Annotated in this window: 9 protein-coding genes; 2 read left to right on the forward strand and 7 right to left on the reverse strand. The window is 34.1% G+C overall.

All coding sequences use genetic code 11. The annotated features are described in order from the left end of the window. Nucleotides 1-352 precede the first annotated feature (352 nt). Nucleotides 353-760 (forward strand): helix-turn-helix domain-containing protein, encoded by a 408-nt coding sequence (locus tag AC23MC_RS04005; RefSeq protein ID WP_487567135.1) that lies wholly within the window; start codon nucleotides 353-355, stop codon nucleotides 758-760. Between the two features lie 233 nt (nucleotides 761-993). Here AC23MC_RS04005 and AC23MC_RS04010 read toward each other — a convergent pair whose 3' ends face one another. From AC23MC_RS04010 to AC23MC_RS04030, 5 genes are all read right to left on the reverse strand, one after another. Beyond that, entirely contained in the window at nucleotides 994-2079 is a 1086-nt protein-coding gene (locus tag AC23MC_RS04010) for an MBL fold metallo-hydrolase (protein ID WP_487567136.1), read from the reverse strand. A 10-nt stretch (nucleotides 2080-2089) separates the two neighbouring features. Beyond that, the gene (avs2, locus tag AC23MC_RS04015; RefSeq protein ID WP_487567137.1) at nucleotides 2090-6808 is read right to left on the reverse strand and encodes an AVAST type 2 anti-phage system protein Avs2; all 4719 of its coding nucleotides are present in this window, start codon (nucleotides 6806-6808) and stop codon (nucleotides 2090-2092) included. Nucleotides 6809-7042: 234 nt separating this feature from the next. Then, complete coding sequence (locus AC23MC_RS04020) at nucleotides 7043-7579, reverse strand: DUF4136 domain-containing protein (protein ID WP_487567138.1); 537 nt, start codon at nucleotides 7577-7579, stop codon at nucleotides 7043-7045. Between the two features lie 77 nt (nucleotides 7580-7656). Continuing rightward, entirely contained in the window at nucleotides 7657-9651 is a 1995-nt protein-coding gene (gene hutU, locus AC23MC_RS04025) for a urocanate hydratase (protein WP_487567139.1), read from the reverse strand. Nucleotides 9652-9653: 2 nt separating this feature from the next. Then, the gene (locus tag AC23MC_RS04030; protein WP_487567140.1) at nucleotides 9654-9836 is read right to left on the reverse strand and encodes a C1orf53 family protein; all 183 of its coding nucleotides are present in this window, start codon (nucleotides 9834-9836) and stop codon (nucleotides 9654-9656) included. Nucleotides 9837-9864: 28 nt separating this feature from the next. On the opposite strand from AC23MC_RS04030, the gene AC23MC_RS04035 reads away from it, so the two are divergent. Then, on the forward strand, nucleotides 9865-10191 hold the full coding sequence (locus AC23MC_RS04035) for a hypothetical protein (RefSeq protein ID WP_487567141.1): 327 nt from the start codon (nucleotides 9865-9867) through the stop codon (nucleotides 10189-10191). Here AC23MC_RS04035 and AC23MC_RS04040 read toward each other — a convergent pair. Further along, nucleotides 10188-14543: a hypothetical protein gene (locus tag AC23MC_RS04040; RefSeq protein ID WP_487567142.1), complete on the reverse strand. Its 4356-nt coding sequence runs from the start codon at nucleotides 14541-14543 to the stop codon at nucleotides 10188-10190. The genes AC23MC_RS04035 and AC23MC_RS04040 overlap by 4 nt on opposite strands. A gap of 197 nt (nucleotides 14544-14740) precedes the next feature. Next, nucleotides 14741-22762 (reverse strand): PKD-like domain-containing protein, encoded by an 8022-nt coding sequence (locus AC23MC_RS04045; protein WP_487567143.1) that lies wholly within the window; start codon nucleotides 22760-22762, stop codon nucleotides 14741-14743. Nucleotides 22763-23023 lie beyond the last annotated feature (261 nt).

Genomic DNA, 23023 nt, shown 5'->3' on the forward strand with positions numbered 1-23023 from the left:
CTCCCGTGAAGCATAAATTTCTTGTTCTGGGTTTTCCATATACATTTTTTTGTGTATAGCTATTTTAGGACAAGACAATGTGGCAATGAGGCAATGTGTCAATTTGAAAATTTGACAATGTGAAGTGGGATGGAAGATGGTAGGTAGGAGAAAAGGGTTGTGAAATTGGGATTACTTGTTGGATTTTGAAATTTTGGTGGGGGTAAAGGTTTGTGTTGAATGAAAAAAGTTTATTTTTGTGTAAACAACCTTGATTGACTAACGACTAAAGCCTAGTGGTTATTTGTCTGATACAAGAGCGATTTGTATTTTACTAACCGGACTTTACTACTAATTTTTATATTTTTGAATTATGAACACGACGACAAAACCAAAACATATTGGCCGAAACATTAGCCGGATTAGAGAATTACGTGGAATGAAACAAGAAGCGTTGGCTATGGCTATTGGCGTGAGCCAACAGACTATTTCAAATATTGAGGGTAGTGAGACTGTTGATGAAGATAAACTACAGTTAATTGCTAAGGAATTGGAAGTAACTGTTGAAGCCATAAAGAACTTTAGTGAAGAAGCTGTTATAAATTATTTTAATAATAATTTTTATGACAATAGCCAAAGTACGGTTGGTAATACCTTGTGCACTTTTAACCCTTTAGATAAAGTAATAGCACTTTATGATGAAAAGGAAAAATTATTTGAACGATTGCTTCAAGCTGAAAAAGACAAAGTGACCTATTTAGAAAAATTACTTAATAAATAATTGAAGGTTCGTTTTTTCTAGGTCTTCTCCTATCGAGATTTGTCGCTTTGTAAAGCCAACAAAACTAATTTATTTTTTCAAAAAAAGCTTTGCGTTTCAATCCGGGCTAGGGGATTGCATTTCAAATGAACTTCCGATTTAAATCCTGCAAGGTTTTTAGAGCCTTGTAGTTAAGGTGATAAATTATATTTAAGAATAATCTATTCTTATTAAATTTTTAATAAAGCTACTCATTATTCTAAATCTAAACTCAAATATTTATCATTTGAGAAAAATAAATTAAAGTTAAATTCATTAAAAATATTGTCTCTATCAATTTTAAAAATATTTCTTAAAGTTTGGTTGTCATGAGTAAAATAAAGATTGTATGTAGAGTTATAATCTCTTTTTTTATTTCTTAAAATTCTCGCAATACATTCTTTAAATGGTAAATTATACTTATTCTCACTATTTGCACTAAAAAGATAGTTATTGCATTTTATCAGATCATAAAGCTTATTACTGTTATTTCCAGTACTGCCATGATGTGAAACTTTTACCAAGTCACATTCAAATTGATTTTCTATTGAATATCCTAAATTTCGCAGTGAAGTAATAACATCGCTAGGATGTGAATCGGCTAACCATAATATCTTTTTATTATTATATTCAGTAATCATTGAAATGCTACTGCCATTTTCAATAGATTTATCTTCAGTAAAATCTTCTATATTAAAATCAACGAGTTTTATTTTATAGTCATTTGGTTTTGGTGCTTTTGCTTCACTAATTGAAGTTATTTCAGATTTTTCTAATTCATTAATGCTACCAAATGGGTACTTTTCTCTTAATTTATCTAATTTCTCGACGGATGGTGTTAAAACAGTAAGTTTCATTCCAAATAAATCAACTATATCGAGTTCAGAAGTAATGTCAATCTCCGATACTTTCTCATTAATTTTCAAATATTCATAAACCATATCTCCTTGAGAAATACTTTTAGAACTACTGATATTTAAAGATAAATTTCTGTTGCTAATATTATAAAATCTAGGGATATTATAGAACCACTGATTTACTGTGTCTTTAAACTCTCCACTTTTAATTAAATCTAAATATTTAATTACTCCACCAATATGATCATCATGAATATGTGTAAGAATCCATAAATCAATTACTTCATTGTCCTTTTCAATTTCCTTTATTTCATCTCCTAAAACAAATCGAAATGTTCTTTCAAAGCCCGAGTCAATAAAAATATTATGGTACTTATTGTCATTACCTAAAAATTTAATTCTAGCTGCATCCCCACATTCAGCTTTATAAAATTGTACTTTCATAATTTTAGATTTATTCCATTTTAAATGAAATCATATTTCCTTTTATTTCTCCATTTTCGATGAAATAAACACCGCTTAATTGTTTAAAATAGTTGTTAATACTATTAGAGTTATAAGACATCTTTTCACCAAGAACAGTCCAAATTATATCTAGATTATTATTACTCAAAAATTCTAAAAATTCCTTTTTTTTTATAAGTAATCCTTTGTAATTCTTATTTTTAACAACAATATTATTAAATTGATTTTTAAACTCTCCGTCAATTGGAGCATATTGTAAATTCATGCCCTCAAAAATTGTTTTACACGGCATATCATAACTAAATTGAGCTCCTGATTTATCATCATTCATATTACTAACTGCATTTGTAGAGGCAATTATAACTTTTAAGTTTGTATCTCGGATAGTTCGCCATTTTAATTCTTCATCACTATCAAAATAAGCAGGCGACCAAAATTTTTCGCGATTTATTAAATGATTATGATCACTACTTTCTGGCATCCAATTTCCCCAAAAATTTTGTTGAATAAGCCAATTAATCATTTTCTTTTTATGATTTTTGTTAATCAAATAACCCTGTATTTTATAAAATATTTCTTTTCGTTGTATTTGATATTTATCTTTTCCAATTGGTTTTGGCTCATCCCAAGATGCGAATTTTTTTAGGTATAGCCAATCCTCGTTTTCTAAATCTTTTTTTCCTAAAACATCTTTAAGGTTTGGTAAATCTTCTAATTTCTCAACCCATTCAGAGTTTGGTTGATTCCAATATTTATAATCTAAATCTTCCCACCATTCTTGTTTTTCATTTAGAATACCTAAATCATCACTTTCTTCATCTTCTTCAATATTTTTTATTATAAATGCCGGGTCAATATCTCTAACATAGAGCTGCCAAGCTCCTTTGTAGAATTCATATTTTTTCTCACTACTCCAGCTAAATTTATTAAGCATATAATTATCTGAAATCATTGCCAAAATTTCAAATAATGCTATTCGTTGGTATTTTTTACCAATTCGCTCAATTCGATTCTCACTGCTATAATTATAACTACTTGTTTGTTCATCAAATTGTCCATGCCATTTATAATTATAACCAATTTTAAATACTCTATCAATTATCCAGTATTTGAAAGAATTAATGTCACTTTTGCCTAACTTCCAATTTTTATATTGATGCTTTGCTTCTAAATAGGGAATGGCTTTGTTTATTACAAAGTCTTTATCTGCATTTTCAAAAGTAGAGTCAATAAGTCCAATACATTTAGTTAATAAATCATCGAGGTTTTTTATTATTGAATCATTATTATTAGTTCGATAAATATGATGATCCTTATTATAATTATTTTTTAACTTCAATATTGAATTTATGGTATTTAAAAATTTCTTTTTATTTCTATTAATAGAATTGTAGAAAAATCGATACTCAACTTCAAATGTAAAGCTAGTTGGGGCAAAGTCATCTAGACATCCATCAATATGTTTACTAAAATCTCCATATCCAGTAACAGAGTGATAAATCCTATTATTCATTAATTTATAATCTCTTTTAGCCTCTGCGTTTTCATAAGGATAATTATATTTTAACACTTCTTCTTCAGTAGGTAAGCGTTCTGGAAGAATACTTTTATAAGGAGGTCTAATTAACTTTACATTTACTTTTAGCTTTGGATTTTTATAAATTGCATATTCAATTGTATTTCGAGCATAATCTCTTAATAATATATGTTTTGGAGGGTTGCCTTTCTTGAAAACTGAATTATAAACAAACCTTGCTATTTTATTTATAGAATCAATATTTTCTGTTCTTAAAACGCAACCATAAGCAATAGCATATAATCGTTCTGATATATATAAATCATCAATATTTTTAAAAGTTTTTAGAACTTGTATTAACGCATCTGGTTGTTGTTCTAGTAGATTAACCATAGCTTTGGTTGTCTGATCTCTTAATTTTCTATTAGTGGTTGATAGAACCCATGTTAAAGTTTGTGCAGTAAGTCTTGTGGTTTCAAAGTCTAATTTATTTGAAATATCTGGAGTCCAAGCCCAATCTATTAATCTACGAATAGGATAGGCAGTATTATCATCATTATATCCACTATAATACCTTAAATGTTGTTGCCAAAAGCTATCTCTTTGTGGCATTTTATGGCTTTTTAAAACTCTAAACATTCTATCGCTATTGAAAGGATGCCCAATAACTGTAGATAATTCAATAAGTTTGCATAAATAATCATCAGTAGATATACGAAAGTATTCTCCTTTAAACCAATTGATAAACTTTTGATTGTCAATACTCTCAATTTTTCTCCAATTCAGACTATCTAATAAAAACCTATTTAACTCATCAATAACTTGTTGTTTATAAAATTTATCTTCTTCATATTCAAAATACCAACTATACACTTCAAAAATTTCAAGATTAAATTTTTCGGGCAATAATATTGAAAATGCTTCTAAAATTCCGTCATTATACCAAAATTCGTCTCTATCTGAAAGCAACTTTCCAAATTCATTTTCCTTTTTAAAAACTGTTAATACTTCAGATGGGGTGTTAAGTTTCTTTAGTAATTCATCAGCAACATAAAAGTCTCCAAATTTTTGATAAGCAAAATATAATATTTCTTCTGTTTGATTACTTTCATAATTTAGTTGAGGATTTGTAATAAATATGTTTTCTTCGATCAAATCATTCAATAAAAGTTTGTTATCTGGAAACGCTTCTTTTAGTAAACGCTTCACATCTTTTAAAAGTAACGATTTGTTTTCGTTATTATAATTTGCTAAAGCAACTTTATGAATTGCTTCAAGCACAACATTAGAATATTTATACTCTTCACGCTTTTTTTGGAATTTTAAATTTATTGAATTGATGTATATTTCAAATATTTTACTTACACCTTGAAAACCTTGAGGGAAAGTTTTATCTGGAGTATCTTTTATAGTATTACATATTAGTTGTAAAAATAAAGGTTTAGTAAATTCGGGGGCAAGTATCGGAAAATGAGGCTGTTTTAAATCGTGAAAATCGCAAAACAATTTAAGTGCTGCATATTCATTTCCTTTGAAACCTACATGAGTTTTAAAAGTTATATTGGGGTTGTTTTTTACATTTTCTGGAATTACAAAATCTAAATAAGTAGTTCGAATAGTTAAGACTAAACCAACAAAAGGGTATTTATTAAATTCATTTATGAAACCAGCAATTTGCGATTCCCACAAATTTGCTCCTGCACCTTCATTGATAGCATCAATCAGTAGTAAAACTCTAGAACCAATATGTTTTCCTATATTATTTAAAGTTTCTAAAAGTTGTTTATTTGTACAAGAAATAGATAAGCTAGAATTGATATTTTCCCAAATACTTTTATTCTCCACAAAATGTTGTCCAAGCAATAAAAGAGTTGGTAAGTTCTTTTCAATTCTTTTTTTTGCAATATCTCCTAGTAAATGTGATTTTCCATTTCCAGCATCTCCTTTGATTATTAAGTAAGGATTGTTAGCTAAATTAACATTCAACTTATTCGATATATTATCAATAAATTCTTCATTACCATGCTCAATTTCTCGCAATCTACTTATTTCTTTTTCGTAAGGAGAATGATAATTATAATCCTTTTTGACATCTTTATTCTTTTCTTCTTCTTCTCGTCTTAATTTATAAAGTTCACTTGTTTTTACTTCAATTTCTTTATTGATTTTGTTTATCGAATCAAATATCCAATTTAGTTCTATTTTTTCAGTAATTGATTTTTTTTGATTTTTGACCCAATCTGTAGTTTTTTGTTTAAGACTATTTTGGTCAGATTCAATTTTATCAAGATGGATGTTGTTCACTAATTTCCTGTAACCTTTTTCTAAAATCCATTTATCAACTATATTTAGAAATCGTTTAAAAAATAAATTGTCCTTTGCAATATCATTGAAAATTTTGGCAATTGGTAATTGAAAATTTAAGTCTTCATTGAATCGTGGACCTAAATTTTTAATTGCAGTTTGAATATGTTTACTGAAAAAATCTGGAGTTAAACCATAATCGCCAAAATAACTAAAAGATATTTTTGTTAAATAATTTTTATCTAAAATTTCATTTACAGTTTCGATATACTGACAATAGATTACTTTTCCTTTTTCTTGGGGTCTAAATCTTGTAAAAATTCCATGTAAATACAATTCATCATTGGCAATTAAAAAAACACCACTACCTGAAAAACCTTGAGTGTTGTATTCTGAGTAATCCTCTTTCTGTTCTACTTGAAATCTATTATCAATATTCTGAAGCCAAGTTGGATTTAAGACAGCTATTTCTTCTCCAAGAGTTGCTTTAGGAAATCCTTTTATTATAAAACTAGAATAAGAATGCCTTTCATTGATTACTGGTATTACAGGTATAAATTTTAAAATATTTTCAATAATAGATTTATCGAAAACTAAAACTGCAACATCTTTAGTAATTTCTGTAGATAAAAAATCAGGGTTAATTATATATTTTACTGTCTCATATCTTAATAAAAAAGGATTGTAAAAATTAACGTTAACCTCTTTTCTAATATCACAAAATTCATCATTATCTATAAAAAGACAATGCGAAGCCGTTAATACGTATACTTTATCCTTAAGATTAACATTATAAAATATTACTCCAGTTCCTATGAAACTTAAATCTTCCGAGTTTTGTAGCCTTACTGTTGAAGTAGTTATTAATTTATCAAAATAATCTGTCATATCTTTAATTTCATATTTTTATTAAAAGTAAATTTAACATCTACAAAAGACATTGTCAACTTTACTTATTAACACTTTTCTGTAAAACTATAAACTAAAAATGCAAAATTTTTACGGAAATCCGTAATTTGAGAAAGTTTCTAAAAAATAAATCAAGAACCTTACAGCATAAAAAAACCGAAGCATTTCTACTCCGGTTCTATTTGTTCACTGCAAACTGCTACTGCAAACTGTTTACTTTTTCTCAGGAGGATATTGAGCTAATATCTTAGCCACAAATTCATTAATGCGTTCGTCTTTTTTATCGATGTTTCGGGTTAAAACACCAATGCCTTCGCCTTGCCAAATGAGTTCCTTTTTTCTATTGTCAATCAAGTCGATAAATAATGTTCCTTCAACATATGAGGAAACGCTGGTGTTCATGCCACCCCACATCCAAGGGTTCCATCCCCATCCCCAACCATAACCCCATCCGGCGTTGAATTGGTTTACGTCCACTTGTTCACGTTCTTTCGTGAAAATATTCACTAATAAATCAGGCGATTCACTTTTGGTAAAACCTTTGGCAGCCATTTGTTCGTCAATGGCACGAAGGATTCTTTTTTTGTCTAAATCGGAAATCTCGACTTTGTCAATTCCGCTTTTTTGAAATGCATAGGTTTTGTACTGATTAAAATCGGCATTTTTGTCGTAATCAGAATATACTCTTACTGAACTGCACGAAGCGAGTGTAAAAAGTAGTAGTAGGGGTAAAAATTTGAGTGTTTTCATAGCTTTTTTTGTTTCAGGTTTCAAGTTTCAGGTTTCAAGTCCTGTGGGATAACTTGAAACCTGAAACTTGAAACAATTTATAATAAATCATCATCTACTAAATTAGGGATGGTAACTTTCAATAAAGGTTGCGTCTCCATTGCTCTTTTAATTGCAAAAATAGCTCCTTCGTTGCGGGCCCAATTTCTTCGGGCGATTCCATTATTTACATCCCAAAACAGCATCGATTTTAATCGTCTGTCGCTGTCTTCTGTACCATCAAGAACCATACCAAATCCGCCGTTTATTACTTCGCCCCAACCAACTCCGCCGCCGTTATGTATTGATACCCAAGTTGCTCCACGGAAACTGTCGCCAATCACGTTGTGAATCGCCATATCTGCAGTAAAGCTTGAACCATCATAAATATTGGACGTTTCGCGATATGGTGAATCGGTTCCGGAAACATCGTGGTGATCTCTTCCTAAAATGACATAACCAATTTCGTTTTTAGCAATGGCTTTGTTGAATGCTTCGGCAATTTTCATTCGTCCTTCTGCATCGGCATATAAAATTCGGGCTTGCGAACCCACGACTAATTTATTTTTCTGAGCTTCTTTAATCCATTTAATATTATCCTGCATTTGCTGCTGGATTTCGATTGGAGCGGTTTTAGCCATCTCTTCCAAAACATCACATGCAATTTGATCGGTTTTGGCTAAATCTTCCGGTTTTCCGCTGGCACAAACCCATCGGAACGGACCAAATCCATAATCAAAACACATTGGTCCCATAATGTCTTGCACATAACTCGGGTATTTAAAACGAATGCCGTCTTTTGCCATCACATCGGCACCAGCACGGGAAGCTTCTAATAAAAAGGCATTTCCGTAATCAAAGAAATACGTTCCTTTGGCAGTGTGTTTGTTCACAGCGGCCGCATGACGAACTAATGTTTCTTTCACTTTCGTTTTAAAAAGTTCAGGATTATTTGCCATTAATTCATTCGATTCTTCAAAAGAAAGACCAATAGGATAATAACCTCCCGCCCATGGATTGTGCAATGAAGTTTGGTCTGATCCTAAATCGATATGAATATTTTCTGAATCAAATCGTTCCCAAACATCTACGATATTTCCGAGATAAGCGATTGAAACCACTTCTTTTTCAGCTTGAGCTTTTCGAACACGATTTACTAAATCATCCACATTTTCAATCACTTCATTAATCCAACCTTGCGAGTGACGAATGTGTGTAATTTTCGGATTAACTTCGGCACAAATGGTAATGCAACCGGCAATATTTCCGGCTTTTGGCTGAGCACCACTCATTCCGCCCAAACCTGAAGTGACAAAAATGGAGCCTTCCGGATTTTTTTTAATTTTTCTAAAACCGTTCAAAACCGTAATGGTTGTGCCGTGAACAATTCCTTGCGGACCAATGTACATATAACTTCCGGCCGTCATTTGTCCGTATTGAGAAACGCCTAACGCATTCATTTTTTCCCAATCATCCGGTTTTGAATAGTTTGGAATCACCATTCCATTCGTTACAACAACTCGTGGAGCATCTTTGTGGGATGGAAATAAACCCATTGGATGACCGGAATACATTACCAACGTTTGCTCATCCGTCATTTCCGAAAGGTATTTCATCGTTAACCGATATTGAGCCCAATTTTGAAAAACTGCACCATTTCCGCCATACGTAATCAACTCGTGCGGATGTTGAGCCACAGCATAATCCAAATTGTTTTGAATCATCAACATAATCGCTTTTGCTTGTTCGCTTTTGCCGGGATATTCTGAAATTGGTCGGGCATACATTCTATAATCCGGACGAAGACGATACATATAAATCCGTCCGTATTTTTCTAATTCTTCTTTGAATTCGGGTAGGAGAGTAGCGTGTTGATTTGGTTCGAAATAACGTAACGCATTGCGAAGAGCTAATTTTTTTTCTTCATCCGAAAGTATTTCTTTTCGCTTTGGAGCGTGATTTATATCAATTTCATAGGATTTTGGAGAAGGTAATTCGGTTGGAATTCCTTCTGTGATTTGCTCTTTGAATGATTTGGTTTGAATTGCTTCCATTTTTATTTTTTTGGTTTTATTTGCCCGGTTTTTTTATCAAACCCATACGGACAATGTCGGCATCCGCTTTTGCAACAATGCCCTCTTTTTAAATGATATTTTTCAGTAAAACATTTATAACCTTCGGGCGTGTAATAGAAATCTTCGCCTTCGATTAATTTATTTTCAGAATTTGGTGTATTCATAACTACAAAATTAGCAACTTTGCAACAAATGTTTGTATTAGTTTTTAAATATTTAACCCCAAAAGGTTTTCGTGGACTTACTTTGTATCCGTTTGTGTTTTTAAAATACAAATCGGACAAAGAAAATGTAGTTTTGTTGAACCACGAACGTATTCATATTCGACAACAAATTGAATTGTTGGTTGTGCCTTTTTTGGTTTGGTATATCTTGGAATATTTAGTTCGATTGATTCAATTTAGAGACAGAAATTTAGCTTATCGTAATATTTCGTTTGAAAGAGAAGCCTATGAAAACGAAAAAAACCTTCACTATTTAAAGCAAAGGTCTTTTTGGCGTTTTATCAATTATCTTTAATAAATTACTTTTTCGATGGAAGTAGCTCCGTTTTGTAATTTTATTTTCAATAGTAAAGTAGAATTGTTTTTCTGTAAACTATTCAATATTAATTGATTTGCATTGACATTGTTGTATTCCGCTAATTTTTGTCCCAACACATTATAAACCAAAATGGATTCCATTAATTCGATGGTAGAATGAACGGTGACATTTTCATTAGATGTTACTCTGACAATATTCTCCAAAGAAAAATCAGGATTGCTCAGCGTTTCATTTTGATAAATAACTTCAAAACGATTGTTGAATGTTCCTTGTTCCGATGTAAATGAATATGGATTTTCTTTGATGTCGTGAATGGTATTCGTCAAATTATCTTTTAAATAAATAGCTTGATTTTCAAATAAACCATCAATGGCTGCAAGAGCAATTGTGTATTGACCACTAGTTGGAATATGAACGCCCATCGGAACAATATCATTCTCATCAAAAGGCAAACTTCTTCCTTGAATGGTTAGTTTTTCTTCCTCTAAAAGCGAATAAATTATCATATTTCCGGCAACTGCTGTATTTGCATCAAAGAAACTATCTCTGCCCATCGTTGCATTTTCTATGTAGCCGACTAAAGTTCGATCATTTAGTCCGTTTGAATTAATGATGTCAAACCACATTCTGTGTCGTTCTAAATCGGTTAAATTAGTTTGTGTTTCAATTTGGTTTGCATTTCTGTAGAACAAACTGTTGTTATACACTGAATTTCTTAAACCATTATTAAATGAAACAACATCTGAAGCCGGAGGACCATCAATCATTTGAACAAAGAAACCTTGACCTGCTCCTATAAATAAATCTGAACCTGCAGCGGGACAACAAGTAACACCTGTAAAATTGTATATATAATAATCTCCTGGTGTATAATTATAGGCATACGTATCATAAAAAGGACTTGTTATTGCAGCAGGTAACGTTCCGTGTGTCCATAGTCGTACATTTCCTTCAATTTTAGTATTGTTATTGAACAAAAATTGACTTGCTCTAATTGCTGAAGGATAGGGATTGCCAATTAAATTATAATTATCACTTAGGTTCGTAATTTCTGTTCCATTAATTCCATAATGTGTGGCTGTATTGGTGTCGCTACCTCTTGTAATTGCAGTTGTGATTTGTCCGTTATTAGGAACTCCAATGAAGCTTCCATTGAGGGTTGTTGGCGTATTTCCAAAACTATTTGGGCCACGCATGATATAACCCACGGCGGGTTGCATTGTACTTCCTGCTGCTCCAACCCAATAGCCTTGACCACCGTTTGGATTTGCAAGTGTTGTATTCCAAGTGAATATTGGACCCGGAGCAATTGGAGCGGGGATATTGCTTACATTGAATCCGGCAACAGGAGAAGACCAATAGACATAGTCTAATCTTCTAATGTCAGTATCTCTTCGGTAAATGATATTTCCGATATTGGTTGTATTATTAATTTGAACTAAACTGGAATTATCATGTATGTCAAAAGTTCCGTTGGCTTGCACATTTACCCAATCTGTTATGGTGATACTATTGTTTGAATTTACTGTTAGCGTAGCATTATTTAAAATACGTAGTGTTCCTCCTAAGCCGTTATAATTTGTTCCGGAAATTATTGGATCATTTGGTGTAACCGGAATTAAAACACAGTCAGAGCTATTTGGTATACCAACAGGAGTCCAGTTGTTGTTTTTATTCCAATCCGAATCAATTGAGCCGTTCCACGTTTTGTCACCTAAAACCGTAACGATAGTTTCGTCATTTTCAACTATTGTAGAGCCATTACAAAGGGCATAAGTAACTTGTGCTGTATAAGTTGTTGTAACAGTTGGACAAACGTTTATTGTATCAGTATTTCCAACAACAGGTCCAGATGTTCCTGAACCTTCAAACCATTGAATAGAAGTGATAGATGGACCTGCCGGAACAAAACGCCAAGCTTCATCGGTGGTTGTCCAATTAGGACTTAAACCATTTCGGCCCGGAGCAACCACAGCTTGAGAGGCAGTTGCATTTTGAATGCCAACAATAGCATTTCCATAATTCCAAGCATCACTATAGGCAAAGGAATATGAATCAATGTTTTTTTCTTTAATGTATACTTCAATGATGTTGGTGTCTTCATACAACACAATCATACCTGTATAAAGAATACTATTATCAAGAAACATAGGTACATTATTCCATCCAGCAACTAAAGCTCTACATCCTGTGTTTAGAGTGATTAATTCCCATGCAACTTCACCTCCTACGCTTGGATCTATATCGTGATAAACTCCATAAATCGTATTTGCGAATAAAGCTCCAGCTGTACTAGGTAAATTTGCATCGAATTCAAATCCCGAAGCACCACCCGCCGCTGCCGTATTAAAGCTAATCATCCCATTTGAACCCATAATACATGAATTATAGGTATTTCCATAAAAACAAAAATCAAAAGGAATATTGATTTCTGGCGACCAAATATCATCAATGTTCACACTAACAGGATTTTGTAAGCAATTAAATTGATATGGAGGATTATAGGTAATCGATTCTACGGTATACGATGAAGTATCGCCCAATTGTAAATAAGTTGCTTCTAGATCAACACACGTTGAAACAAAATTACAATCCATAGGAATTGGATCTGCTCCATTTAATCCTAATCCGCCGGATTGAACAGAAGGACATGCCAAAGCCGTGGTTCCGGTTCCTGAGCCATTTGTACATGGATTAGTAGTACAATTGATTATAAAGCTAATATTTCCACCTGCTGCACTTTCAGGATCCAAAAGAAAATAATACTGTACACCAGCAGATAGAAAAAAAGTTGAACTGGTTGAGGCACCATATAAATCATCAATACAATTCCATCCTGTATTGCTACAGCCGTCCACCACAGCTTTATAGTGGTAATCTATTGTGTCAAATGAACTTGTTTGTTGAATCGTGTAAGTTCCTGACTGAGTAGGTGTAAAAGTATAAATTGTTTCAATCCCCGGAGTTGTCCATCCACAAGTGGAATTAGGATAGCTTCCACTTCCTGAAACTATATTAACATTGATTGTTGAACCACAAGAAGCAATATTTGTTAAAGCTGAACATGGATCAACTGGCGTTGAGACGCACATTGTAAACGTGCCCTGGCCACTTCCGTTTGAATAACTATAAACCCTAACAAAATAGGTGTTGCCTATGGTTAAGCCACTTACAGTTGTAGATTCGTTTCCTGAGATAGTATTGTCTACACAGGCTAAACTTGTAGGAGTGCCACATGATCCGCTAAAAACTTGAAGCACAGCATCGCTTAAAGTGCCTGGTGTTACTGTTACATTATGATTAGTTGAAGTTGCTATAAAACTAAACCAAACATCGTCATCTGCAGTTCCTAAACAGCCGGCCATCGATTGACTTGCACCAATTGAGGAACCTGATGTTGAAGTTGTGCACGCATTGGTTGGGTTTACACTTAAATTCACAGCATTTGAGCAATTATCGTTACCAATAGGAGCGGAGCATGTTCTAGATATAGTGAATGTGCCTGTAGTTGAACTGCCAGATGACCAATGAGCAACATAAACATAGTATGTTGTACCATTAAGAGTGCTAAATGAAGCAGATTCAGGACTAGTATCGGTGCAGGCAATATTAGTCATTGAACCACATGTTCCCGTTGAAACAGAAAGTTTTATATCAAAAGAAGGTGTAGTGGAAATTGTTGTGACATTGCCATTGCCAACAAAAGTATACCAAACACCATAATTTGACATAGTGCAACCAGAAACATTAGTAATGTTGGTGGTGCCAACAGTTGTTCCGGCTAAATTGGTTGTTCCGCAAGGAAGTGGTGTTGCATTAGAACATAAGTCATTTACAGGACTTGGAGGAGCTACTCCTAATAAAGTTAAAGTTATTGTGCCATGTGCTTGATTTATTGAAGTCTCACAGTTGAATCGATTTAATTGCATGCGGTAATCTCCTGTTGCAGGTGGGGTAAAATCTATAGAAGCGGCTGTTCCTGCACATGCGGGTCCATTATCGTCATTAAATGCAACTGAGGCTGAGCCTGCAGCATTAAAAATAGTTAGTTGTGTGTCTAATCCTGAACCACAATTGGATACTCTGTATATATTTCCGGCAACCATGTTGGTCACTAGAAAGTTCCTTCTTCCTGCATTATTTTGAGGTGGAGAGCATGTAATGCTACTGCCAACAATTGTTGGTGCAGCGGTTGTGCAATGAATATTGGCGGTATAGGCAGCACACTGTGCATTACTATCAATTGTGTTATAAAAAAATAGAATAATTATTCCAATAAAACGACAAACAGGTAAAGGAAAAAAAACTCCCCAATTTTCTTTTTTCATGGTGTGGATTAAATTTGATTCCACTAAAATAAATATTTTAATTTAAAATGTAACAAAATGCTAATCATTTGTTAATAAATTGTTATAAAGTACAATTTAATCGTTAAAACGAAAAGATTGTATCAGTGTTTACTTATAAATAAAATAACGACCTCTATTAAAGAAGTCGTTATTTTTATTCATGTAAACTAAAAATATCAGAATACTTTTTTCGTAATTTTAAGATTATCAGATGTAATAATTGTAACCATCAAAACCTGATCTGCCATGAGTTGTGTATCAATTGATAATGTGGTGTTGTTAATATTGCTCACAGTTTTAATCAATCTACCTTGAATATCATAAATTTTCACTTGATCCATTGTTATGTTTCCTGTAGAAATTTGAATGAATTTTGTTCTGTCTTTGTAAACTATGACTTGATTTTCAGGTGTTTCTGGAACTCCAAGTGTTTCATTTTGATAGATTATTTTAAAACGATTTTGTTGAATTCCACCTTCGGATGAAAACGAGTAGGGAGCCAATTTTAAATCGTGAGTTACGTTCAGTAACTCATCTTTCACATAAATTGATTGATTTTCAAATAATCCGTCAACAGCTAAAATGGCTAGGTGATAGGAGCCTGAATTTGCAGTTTTAATTGTTATTGGCACTTTATCTGTTACTGTAAAAGGTAACGATCGACCTTGAATTGCAAAAGTTTCTTCATTTATGTTGGAATAAATTCCTAAAGAACCCGAAGCTTTTTCATGAGCATCAAAAAATGAATCTTTATCGTTTGAAGCTCCTTCCACATAACCAATTAAAGTCGTTGTAGATTGATTATTCGAATTGACAATATCCAACCAAATTCGGTGTCTTTCTAAATTTGAAATTGAATTTTCATTCGATGAATTTTCAGCATTTCTAAAGAAATTATTATTTGGAAAAGCATTACTTCTTTGCAAGTTATTAAAGTTTACTTGAGCTGATGCATTTCCCGGACCATCAACCATTTGAACAAAAAAGGCTTGTCCTGTTTTTATAAAATCGGAAGCAGTAGGAATTGTTGGTCCCGTGAAATTGATGAATAAATAGTCGGATGATGAATAGTTATATCCAAAACTACCGTAGAAAGGATTTGTTCCGCCAAAAGTTAAATCTGTTCCGTGCGTCCACAGTCTAGCACTACCCAAAAGAACACTACTGTTATCTGATAAAAATTGTAACGCATTGATTGCTGATGGATATGGATTTCCTAATAAATTCCAGTTGTCATCTAGGTTTGAAATTTGAGAACCGTTTAAACCTGAATAAGGTGCTCCGGTATACATACCTCTTTCAATAGTATAATTTATTGAACCATTGTTTGGAACACCGGTGAACGTGCTCGAAATGGTGGTTGGAGCCATTGCGGAATTAGATGAACCACGAACGATGTAGCCTCGACCAACTTCCATCGTGTTTCCATTTGCATTAACCCAAGTTCCTTGACTAATATTACCAAAATTACCGTTTCCATTCACTTGAATTGGATTCCATTTGTATTTTGGACCTTGTGGCGGACTTGTGTAAATTGAATTCAATAATTGATTTGCAACCGGTGATGACCAATAAACATAATCCAGTCCGTCAATATTGTTGGCTTCTCTGATGTATGTTATGTTTCCACTATTTGCAACATCATTAATTTGAACTAAACTTGAATTGTTTTCTATTTCAAAAATAGCATTGGCTGCAACAGAAACCCATCCGGTAACAGTTATCGAATTTCCGGAAGCGATAGTTAAATCTGCACTTGCCATCAACGAAATGGTATTTGCAAAAGCTTGATAATTTGTTCCTGAAATAATTGGATCATTTGCAACATTTTGAATCACAACACAATGGTCAGAAGTTGGAACTCCGTTAGGTTGCCAATTTGAAGGATTATTCCAATCTGAATTTATCGTTCCCAACCATGTTTTGGCATTGCTGGTTACTTCGATGCAATTACTAAAAGCAACACAAGGAACACTGTTTAACGTTGAGGTTACCCTAACTTGGTAGTATGTTGTTTGAGTTACAATTGGTGGATCATACGTTGCACTCGTTGCACCGGAAATAGTTGTCCATGAACCACCACATCCAACTGTGCTTCTTAACCATTGATAAGATAATGTTCCACTTCCGCTTGCTGGTGAAACAATTGTAAATGCATTTGGATTATCTATCGGTTGACAAACCGTTTGATTTCCATCAATCACAGAAGGTGTTACCGAATTTACAAATACAGTCACAAAATTAGAAGGTGCTGAACAATCCACTCCATTAACAGTTGCAATTGCCATTCTTCTAAAATATGTAATTTGAGTAATTGGACCCGGAGCATCGTAAGTTGGATCAGTAGCACTTAAAATATCAGACCACGGCCCGGCACCACCAGTTGTGCTGATTTGCCATTGGTAGCTTAAATTTACTCCGGTAGCAGCAACTGTCTCTGTAAATGGTAAAGGGTCACCACCATCACAAACCGTTCTATTACCATTTATCGTTCCTGCGGTAAGTGTATTGGCGGTTACTGTAATACAATTGCTTGCAACCGAACACAAAACGCCATTTAATGTTGAAGTAGTTATTCGTTGATAATAAGTCGTTACTGTAACTCCGGATGGCGGGTCATAAGTTGCTGATGTTGCTCCTGAAATTGTTGTCCACGGACCACCACATCCAACGGTATTTCTTTGCCATTGATACGTTAATGTTCCAGCTCCGGTTGAAGGAGTTAAAACTGTAAAAGCATCCGGATTGTTTCCACATAGAGTTTGGTCACTTCCTATTGTTCCTGCGTTTACTTCATTAATGGTTACGATTATACAATTACTAAAATCGGAACAAGGAACTCCATTTAAGGTAGAAATTGCAATTCTTCGGAAATAAGTTGTTACAGTTAAACCGGAAGGAACGTTGAGTGTGGCATTAGTTTCGCTGGTTATATCAGACCAAGTTCCGCTACAACCATCTGTGCTACTTTGCCATTGGTAGGAAATCGTGCCTGATCCCGTTGCATTTACACTTGAAAACGCAGCTGGATCGCCTCCGCTACAAATTGTTTGATTACCCGAAATTGAACCCGGATTAATAGTGTTTACCGTAATTTGAACTGGCGTTGAATTTGCTACAGAACATTCTACGCCATTGACAGTTGAAATAACCAAACGTCTAAACCAAGTTGTTTGATTAATTGGTCCCGGAGCATCATAAGTAGTACTTGTAGCACCAGAAATATCAGTCCAAGGACCTGTATTACTCAGTGTGCTACTTTGCCATTGATAGGATAAATTCAAACCTGAAGCAGGAGTAATTTGTGTAAAAGCAGCCGGATTTCCACCTAAACAAACTGTTTGATTTGAGGCGATAGTTCCCGGAAGAACATTAGGTGCAATAGTTACAGAAATTGTAATTGCAGAACCGGTACAACCATTAGAAGATGGTGTAATAGTATAAGTCACCGTTTGAGGTGATGCGGTGTTATTGTTTAATGTGTTTGGGATAATAAAAGTACCCCCGGCAGCAATACTTCCTGAATTTCCTGAGTTTCCACCGCTAACATTTGTAGTGTTATTTCTTGTCCAAGCAAAGCTCATTGAAGCATCTGTGATATTTCCATTCACATTAATTCCGGCACTTGTCCCACTACAAAAAGTAGAATTTAAAACACTTGCTGTTGCAACCGGTCTTGGTCTGATTGAAACGTTAACAATTTGTGGTGTAATGCTGCAAATGAATGAACCACTCGGAGGACCCGGATAATTATAAACACTTGGTGTAATTGTAATTGGTGTAACAACAGTTGCATTTGTGTTGTTTTGAACCGTGAGCGGACCAATATTTGCAGAGGATGTTCTGAAAATGAAAAACTGCACTCCACTTGTATTTCCAATTGGACCTCCAGATGCAGCAGAAACAAAATTCGAATCAGCACTCCATGAATAACGAACTGCAGATGATGAGAAATGAAAAGAACTAATTTGTGGAGTAATTGCTGTTCCAGAACAAACTGAACCACTTGGGATATTGTCAAGGTCAAACGTAAATCCAACATTACTAACTACTTCCACAAAAATCACATTGCTAGTTACTGTACCACAAATATTGGTAACAATTAATCTGTAAAACGTGTTATCTGCTCCAAAATTAACAAACGGAGGTTGGTAAGATACTCCTGTAGCTCCTCCAATATTAGTAAAAGTTACATTATCATCGCTTCGTTGCCATTGATACGTGTTTACTCCAGAGCCGCCTGTTACAGGTGTTGTGATTGTCAAAGCAGCCGGAGTTGATAGTAAACAAACGGTTTGCGGAGCATTGATAGTAGGAGCTGTTAATGTTGCATAAACCGTTACAGAGGCAGTTGTTGTACTGAAACATCCATTTGGAGCTGTTGCTGTTATTGTAAAAATAGTAGTTTGTGTAGTTGAAGTGTTATTAGTTAAAGTGCCATTAATTGAATTTCCGGTTCCGTTTGCTGCAATGCCGGTGAGATTTGTTGTGTTATCTCTCGTCCAACTGTAGGTTGTGCCTGCTACTGCATTTGGATTAGTTAAATTAATGGTGTTTATGGCTACTGAGTTACATCTATTTTGTGATGTCGGAGTTGCCAAAACTAAAGGTGAAGCTTGAACAATCACTTCAACGGTAAGATGATCAGACAGACATCCATTAGCGGAAGCTGTAATAGTAAAAATAACTGTTTGATCAATGTTTGTTGTATTCACTAAAGTGCCTGAAATTGTATCTCCACTTCCATTTGAAACTAATCCGGTTACATTAGTGGTGTTATCTCGAACCCAAGTGTAGGTTGTTCCTGCTATGTTATTTGGGTTGGAAATTGTTATGGTAGAAAAATTTATTTCTCCACAAACGGTTTGCGTTAATGGAATCGCATCAACCGTAGGTGTTGGATTTACGGTAATTGAAAATGTGGTGGAAGTTGAAGCACAACCATCAGTACTCGCAATAATTGTAAACGTAGTTGTTTGAACAAAATCGGTTAAATTTGTTAAACTTCCGGTTATAAAAGTCCCTGTTCCATTTGATGGAATTCCGATAAGATTGGTTGTGTTGTCTCTAGTCCAAGAATAAGTTGTTCCAGTGACATTATTTGGATTTAAAAAATCAATTTGTGTAATATTTTCTTCTGAACAAACCGATTGACTCAATGGAAATGCATCAACGGTTGGTATTGGTTTTACATCAACACTTATTACAAAAGTATCTGAAAAACATCCTTCATCAGAAACAGCATAAACAGTGAAATTGGTAGTTTGAACTGTATTTGTTGCATTGAACAACGTTCCATTTACAAAATCTCCGCTTCCTGAAGTTGGCATTCCTGTAACATTTACATCATTATCCCTTGTCCAATTGTATGTGATTGTTCCAGATAAATTATTTGGATTTGAAAAATTGAATGTTGTAAATGCTTCACCTGAACAAATTTCTTGTGTTACCGGAGTTGCGGAAACAGTTGGTTTTGGATGTACAAAAAGTGTAATCGTGAACGTGCTTCCAATACATAGTCCTGAATTTGCTGTAACATTATATGTCGCTGTTTGAATTGTATTAGTTGGATTGATAAGTGTTTGATCCAATGATAACAGACCATTTTCTGCTGTTCCTCCGGTAATTCCACCACTAACAGTTGGTAATCCCCACGAAAAAGTTGTTCCCGTTGGGATAATATTTCCGCCACCGTTGGTTGGAATTATGTTGAAATTTTCTTCGCTACAAACATAATCAATCACGTTGATGCTATAGGGTTTTGGATTGACCGTTACTACTATTGTGAATGAGTTTCCAACACAAGAACCCGAAGTCCCCGAAGTTGGTGTAACTGTGTAAGTTGCTGTTTGTACTGAATCTGTTGGGTTAATCAATGTATCGCTAATTTGAGATTCGCCGCTTTGAGCCGTTCCGCCTGTAATTCCACCTGTAACAATTGGTGCTAACCAAGAATAGGTTGTGTTAGATGGAACAATAGTTGTTACATCAGGATCACCATTAATTGGAGAAATTACAAACGTTTCTTCACTACAAATCGTGATGACTTGATCAAAAATAGTTGGCTCTTCATTCACAACCAAAGTAGCATTAATTGTTGTTGCATCTGGATTACAGCCATTTGAAACAATACAATAATAATCTGTTGCAGAATCGTTTGGAATTGTTGGATTAATTGATAACGTTGGGGTATTGCTTCCGCTGATATTTCCTCCATCAACTAATGGAATAGCACCTTTATACCATTGATAAATTAAATTTCCTCCTGTTGCATTAATTATAAAATCAACCGATTCTCCTGCACAAACAGTTTGAGTAATTGCGGGTTCTAACGTAATTGCCGGAATGTCATTTACAATTAAAATTGAATAATCAGAAGTTACAGGATTACACGGACTTGTTCCGATAACAATACAATAATATTCTGTTGAACTATTTGCAGGCGATAATGAACTTATTGAAAGTGAAGCGGTTGTGGCTCCCGAAATAAAAGCATCATCGGTTAAAGCAGTTACACCATTATACCACTGGTAAGTTAATCCCGTTCCGTTTGCAATTACTGAAAAAGTTGCAGTGTCATTACTACATAAAGTTTGTGTAACAATGGGTTGTGTGCCAATAGCAACATTTTCATTCACAATAATAGTGGCAAAATCAGTTGTTACAGATGGAGTACAATTTCCTATAATTTCGCAATAATAATCAGTTCCGTCATCCAATAGTGAGACTGGATTTAAAGTTAGAGTAGGAGTATTGGCTCCTGAAATATTTCCGCCATCAGAAAGTGAAATAGCTCCTTTAAACCATTGGTAGGTTAATCCTGCACCATCGGCTGAAGTAGAAATTGAAACAGAATTACCCGAACAAACCGTTTGAGAAACGACAGGTTGTAATTTAATTTGTGGTGATTCTACAACTACGATAGTTCCGGTTGTTGCAAAACATCCTGTTATAGAATCAGTGAATGTAAAGGTTGAATTTCCTAATAAAATTCCGCTCACAAGTCCCGAATTGTCAATCGTTGCAACGGATGGGTTATTACTAATCCACGTTCCGCCGGAAGAGGGCAAAAGTTGAATTGTATTTCCTAAACAAACTTCGGTTGGTCCGGATAAGAGTGGTGGAGCAGTAACATTTACTGTAATTGTTGCAGAATTTGAACAATTGTTTCCATCCGTTACAGTATAAGTTATTAAAGAAGAACCTGATGAAACTCCACTTACAATTCCACTAGAATCGATGGTAGCCACAGAAGTATCTCCACTTGACCAAACTCCACCCAAAGAAGTGTTAAAGAGTGTTGTTGTTGTAAATGGACATAAATCTGTAATTCCCGTAATAGGATTTACTGTTGGTAGCGGATGAATCGTAAAACTTCCTGCACTTGTTGCATTGCCTGACGGACTTGTAACACTAATTGTTCCTGAAGTTGCACCGGAAGGAACTGTTGCCGTAATTTGAGTGTTATTTATTATGGTAAATGAAGCGGAAGTTCCGTTAAAATAAACATTTGTTACACCGGATAAATTTGTTCCGTTGATGGTAATTAAATCTCCTGAGTTAGCACAACTACTGGTAGGAGAAAAACTAGTTATTGTAATGCCTAATGTATAATAAACAGTGATTTGAATGTAATCTACTGAAGCAGTTCGGTTAAAGTTATTTGATTCATTTTCAACTAATAATGCCACACCAAAATTTGCGTCATTTATTTCGGCAGGAGTCCAAGTTGTTCCCCATAAATTGGTTGCTCCACCATAATTTGCAACAGCCATTGATGTTGGCCAATCAATTGGGGATGCCAAATTGTTTCCAACGACGTTTCCATTTTTAACTAATCTTAGTATATCGTCATCGACGCTGTCTCCGTTAATGTTAGAATTACTACGTCTCATAATAGAAACTTGAATTCCATTAATTGTTGCACCGGCTGGAATTGTAAATCCATAGTTACGACCTCTTAAGTATCTGGAATTGTCACCATCACCTAGGCTGCAAGTGGCATAGTTGAAGTCATCGGCTGTTATGGATCCTGGATTAGACCAATTTGTTCCAAATCCTGATGTGAAACCGATTCCGGCATCATTTGGGCCTTGCGTTTGAGCATATATAGATGAGCTACAAAAGATTAAAAGTAGCGTAATAAATTTTATTTTAAATTTAGTTAAACTTAAAAAAAAGATGTAATGTTTCTTCATGATCTACACGGTTTAGATATAAAAGTATTTAGTTGAATTTGAAACTTTTCGAATCATTAGTGATTAGAAAAGCATAGTTGTCATTAAGCAATATGAATTGGGGACGCATATTGGTTTAATGAAAAAAATTTTGAAAATGGAATTTGGAATACAGTTTCAAAAGCCGATACGGAAAAAATAGAAATCTATTTATCCGAAATTTAATTTTGGGAAGTGTTTAAGGAAATGGTTTTGTAAAAATAATTGGAAATGAGCTATTTA

The organism is Flavobacterium sp. T50_26 (assembly GCF_057652995.1).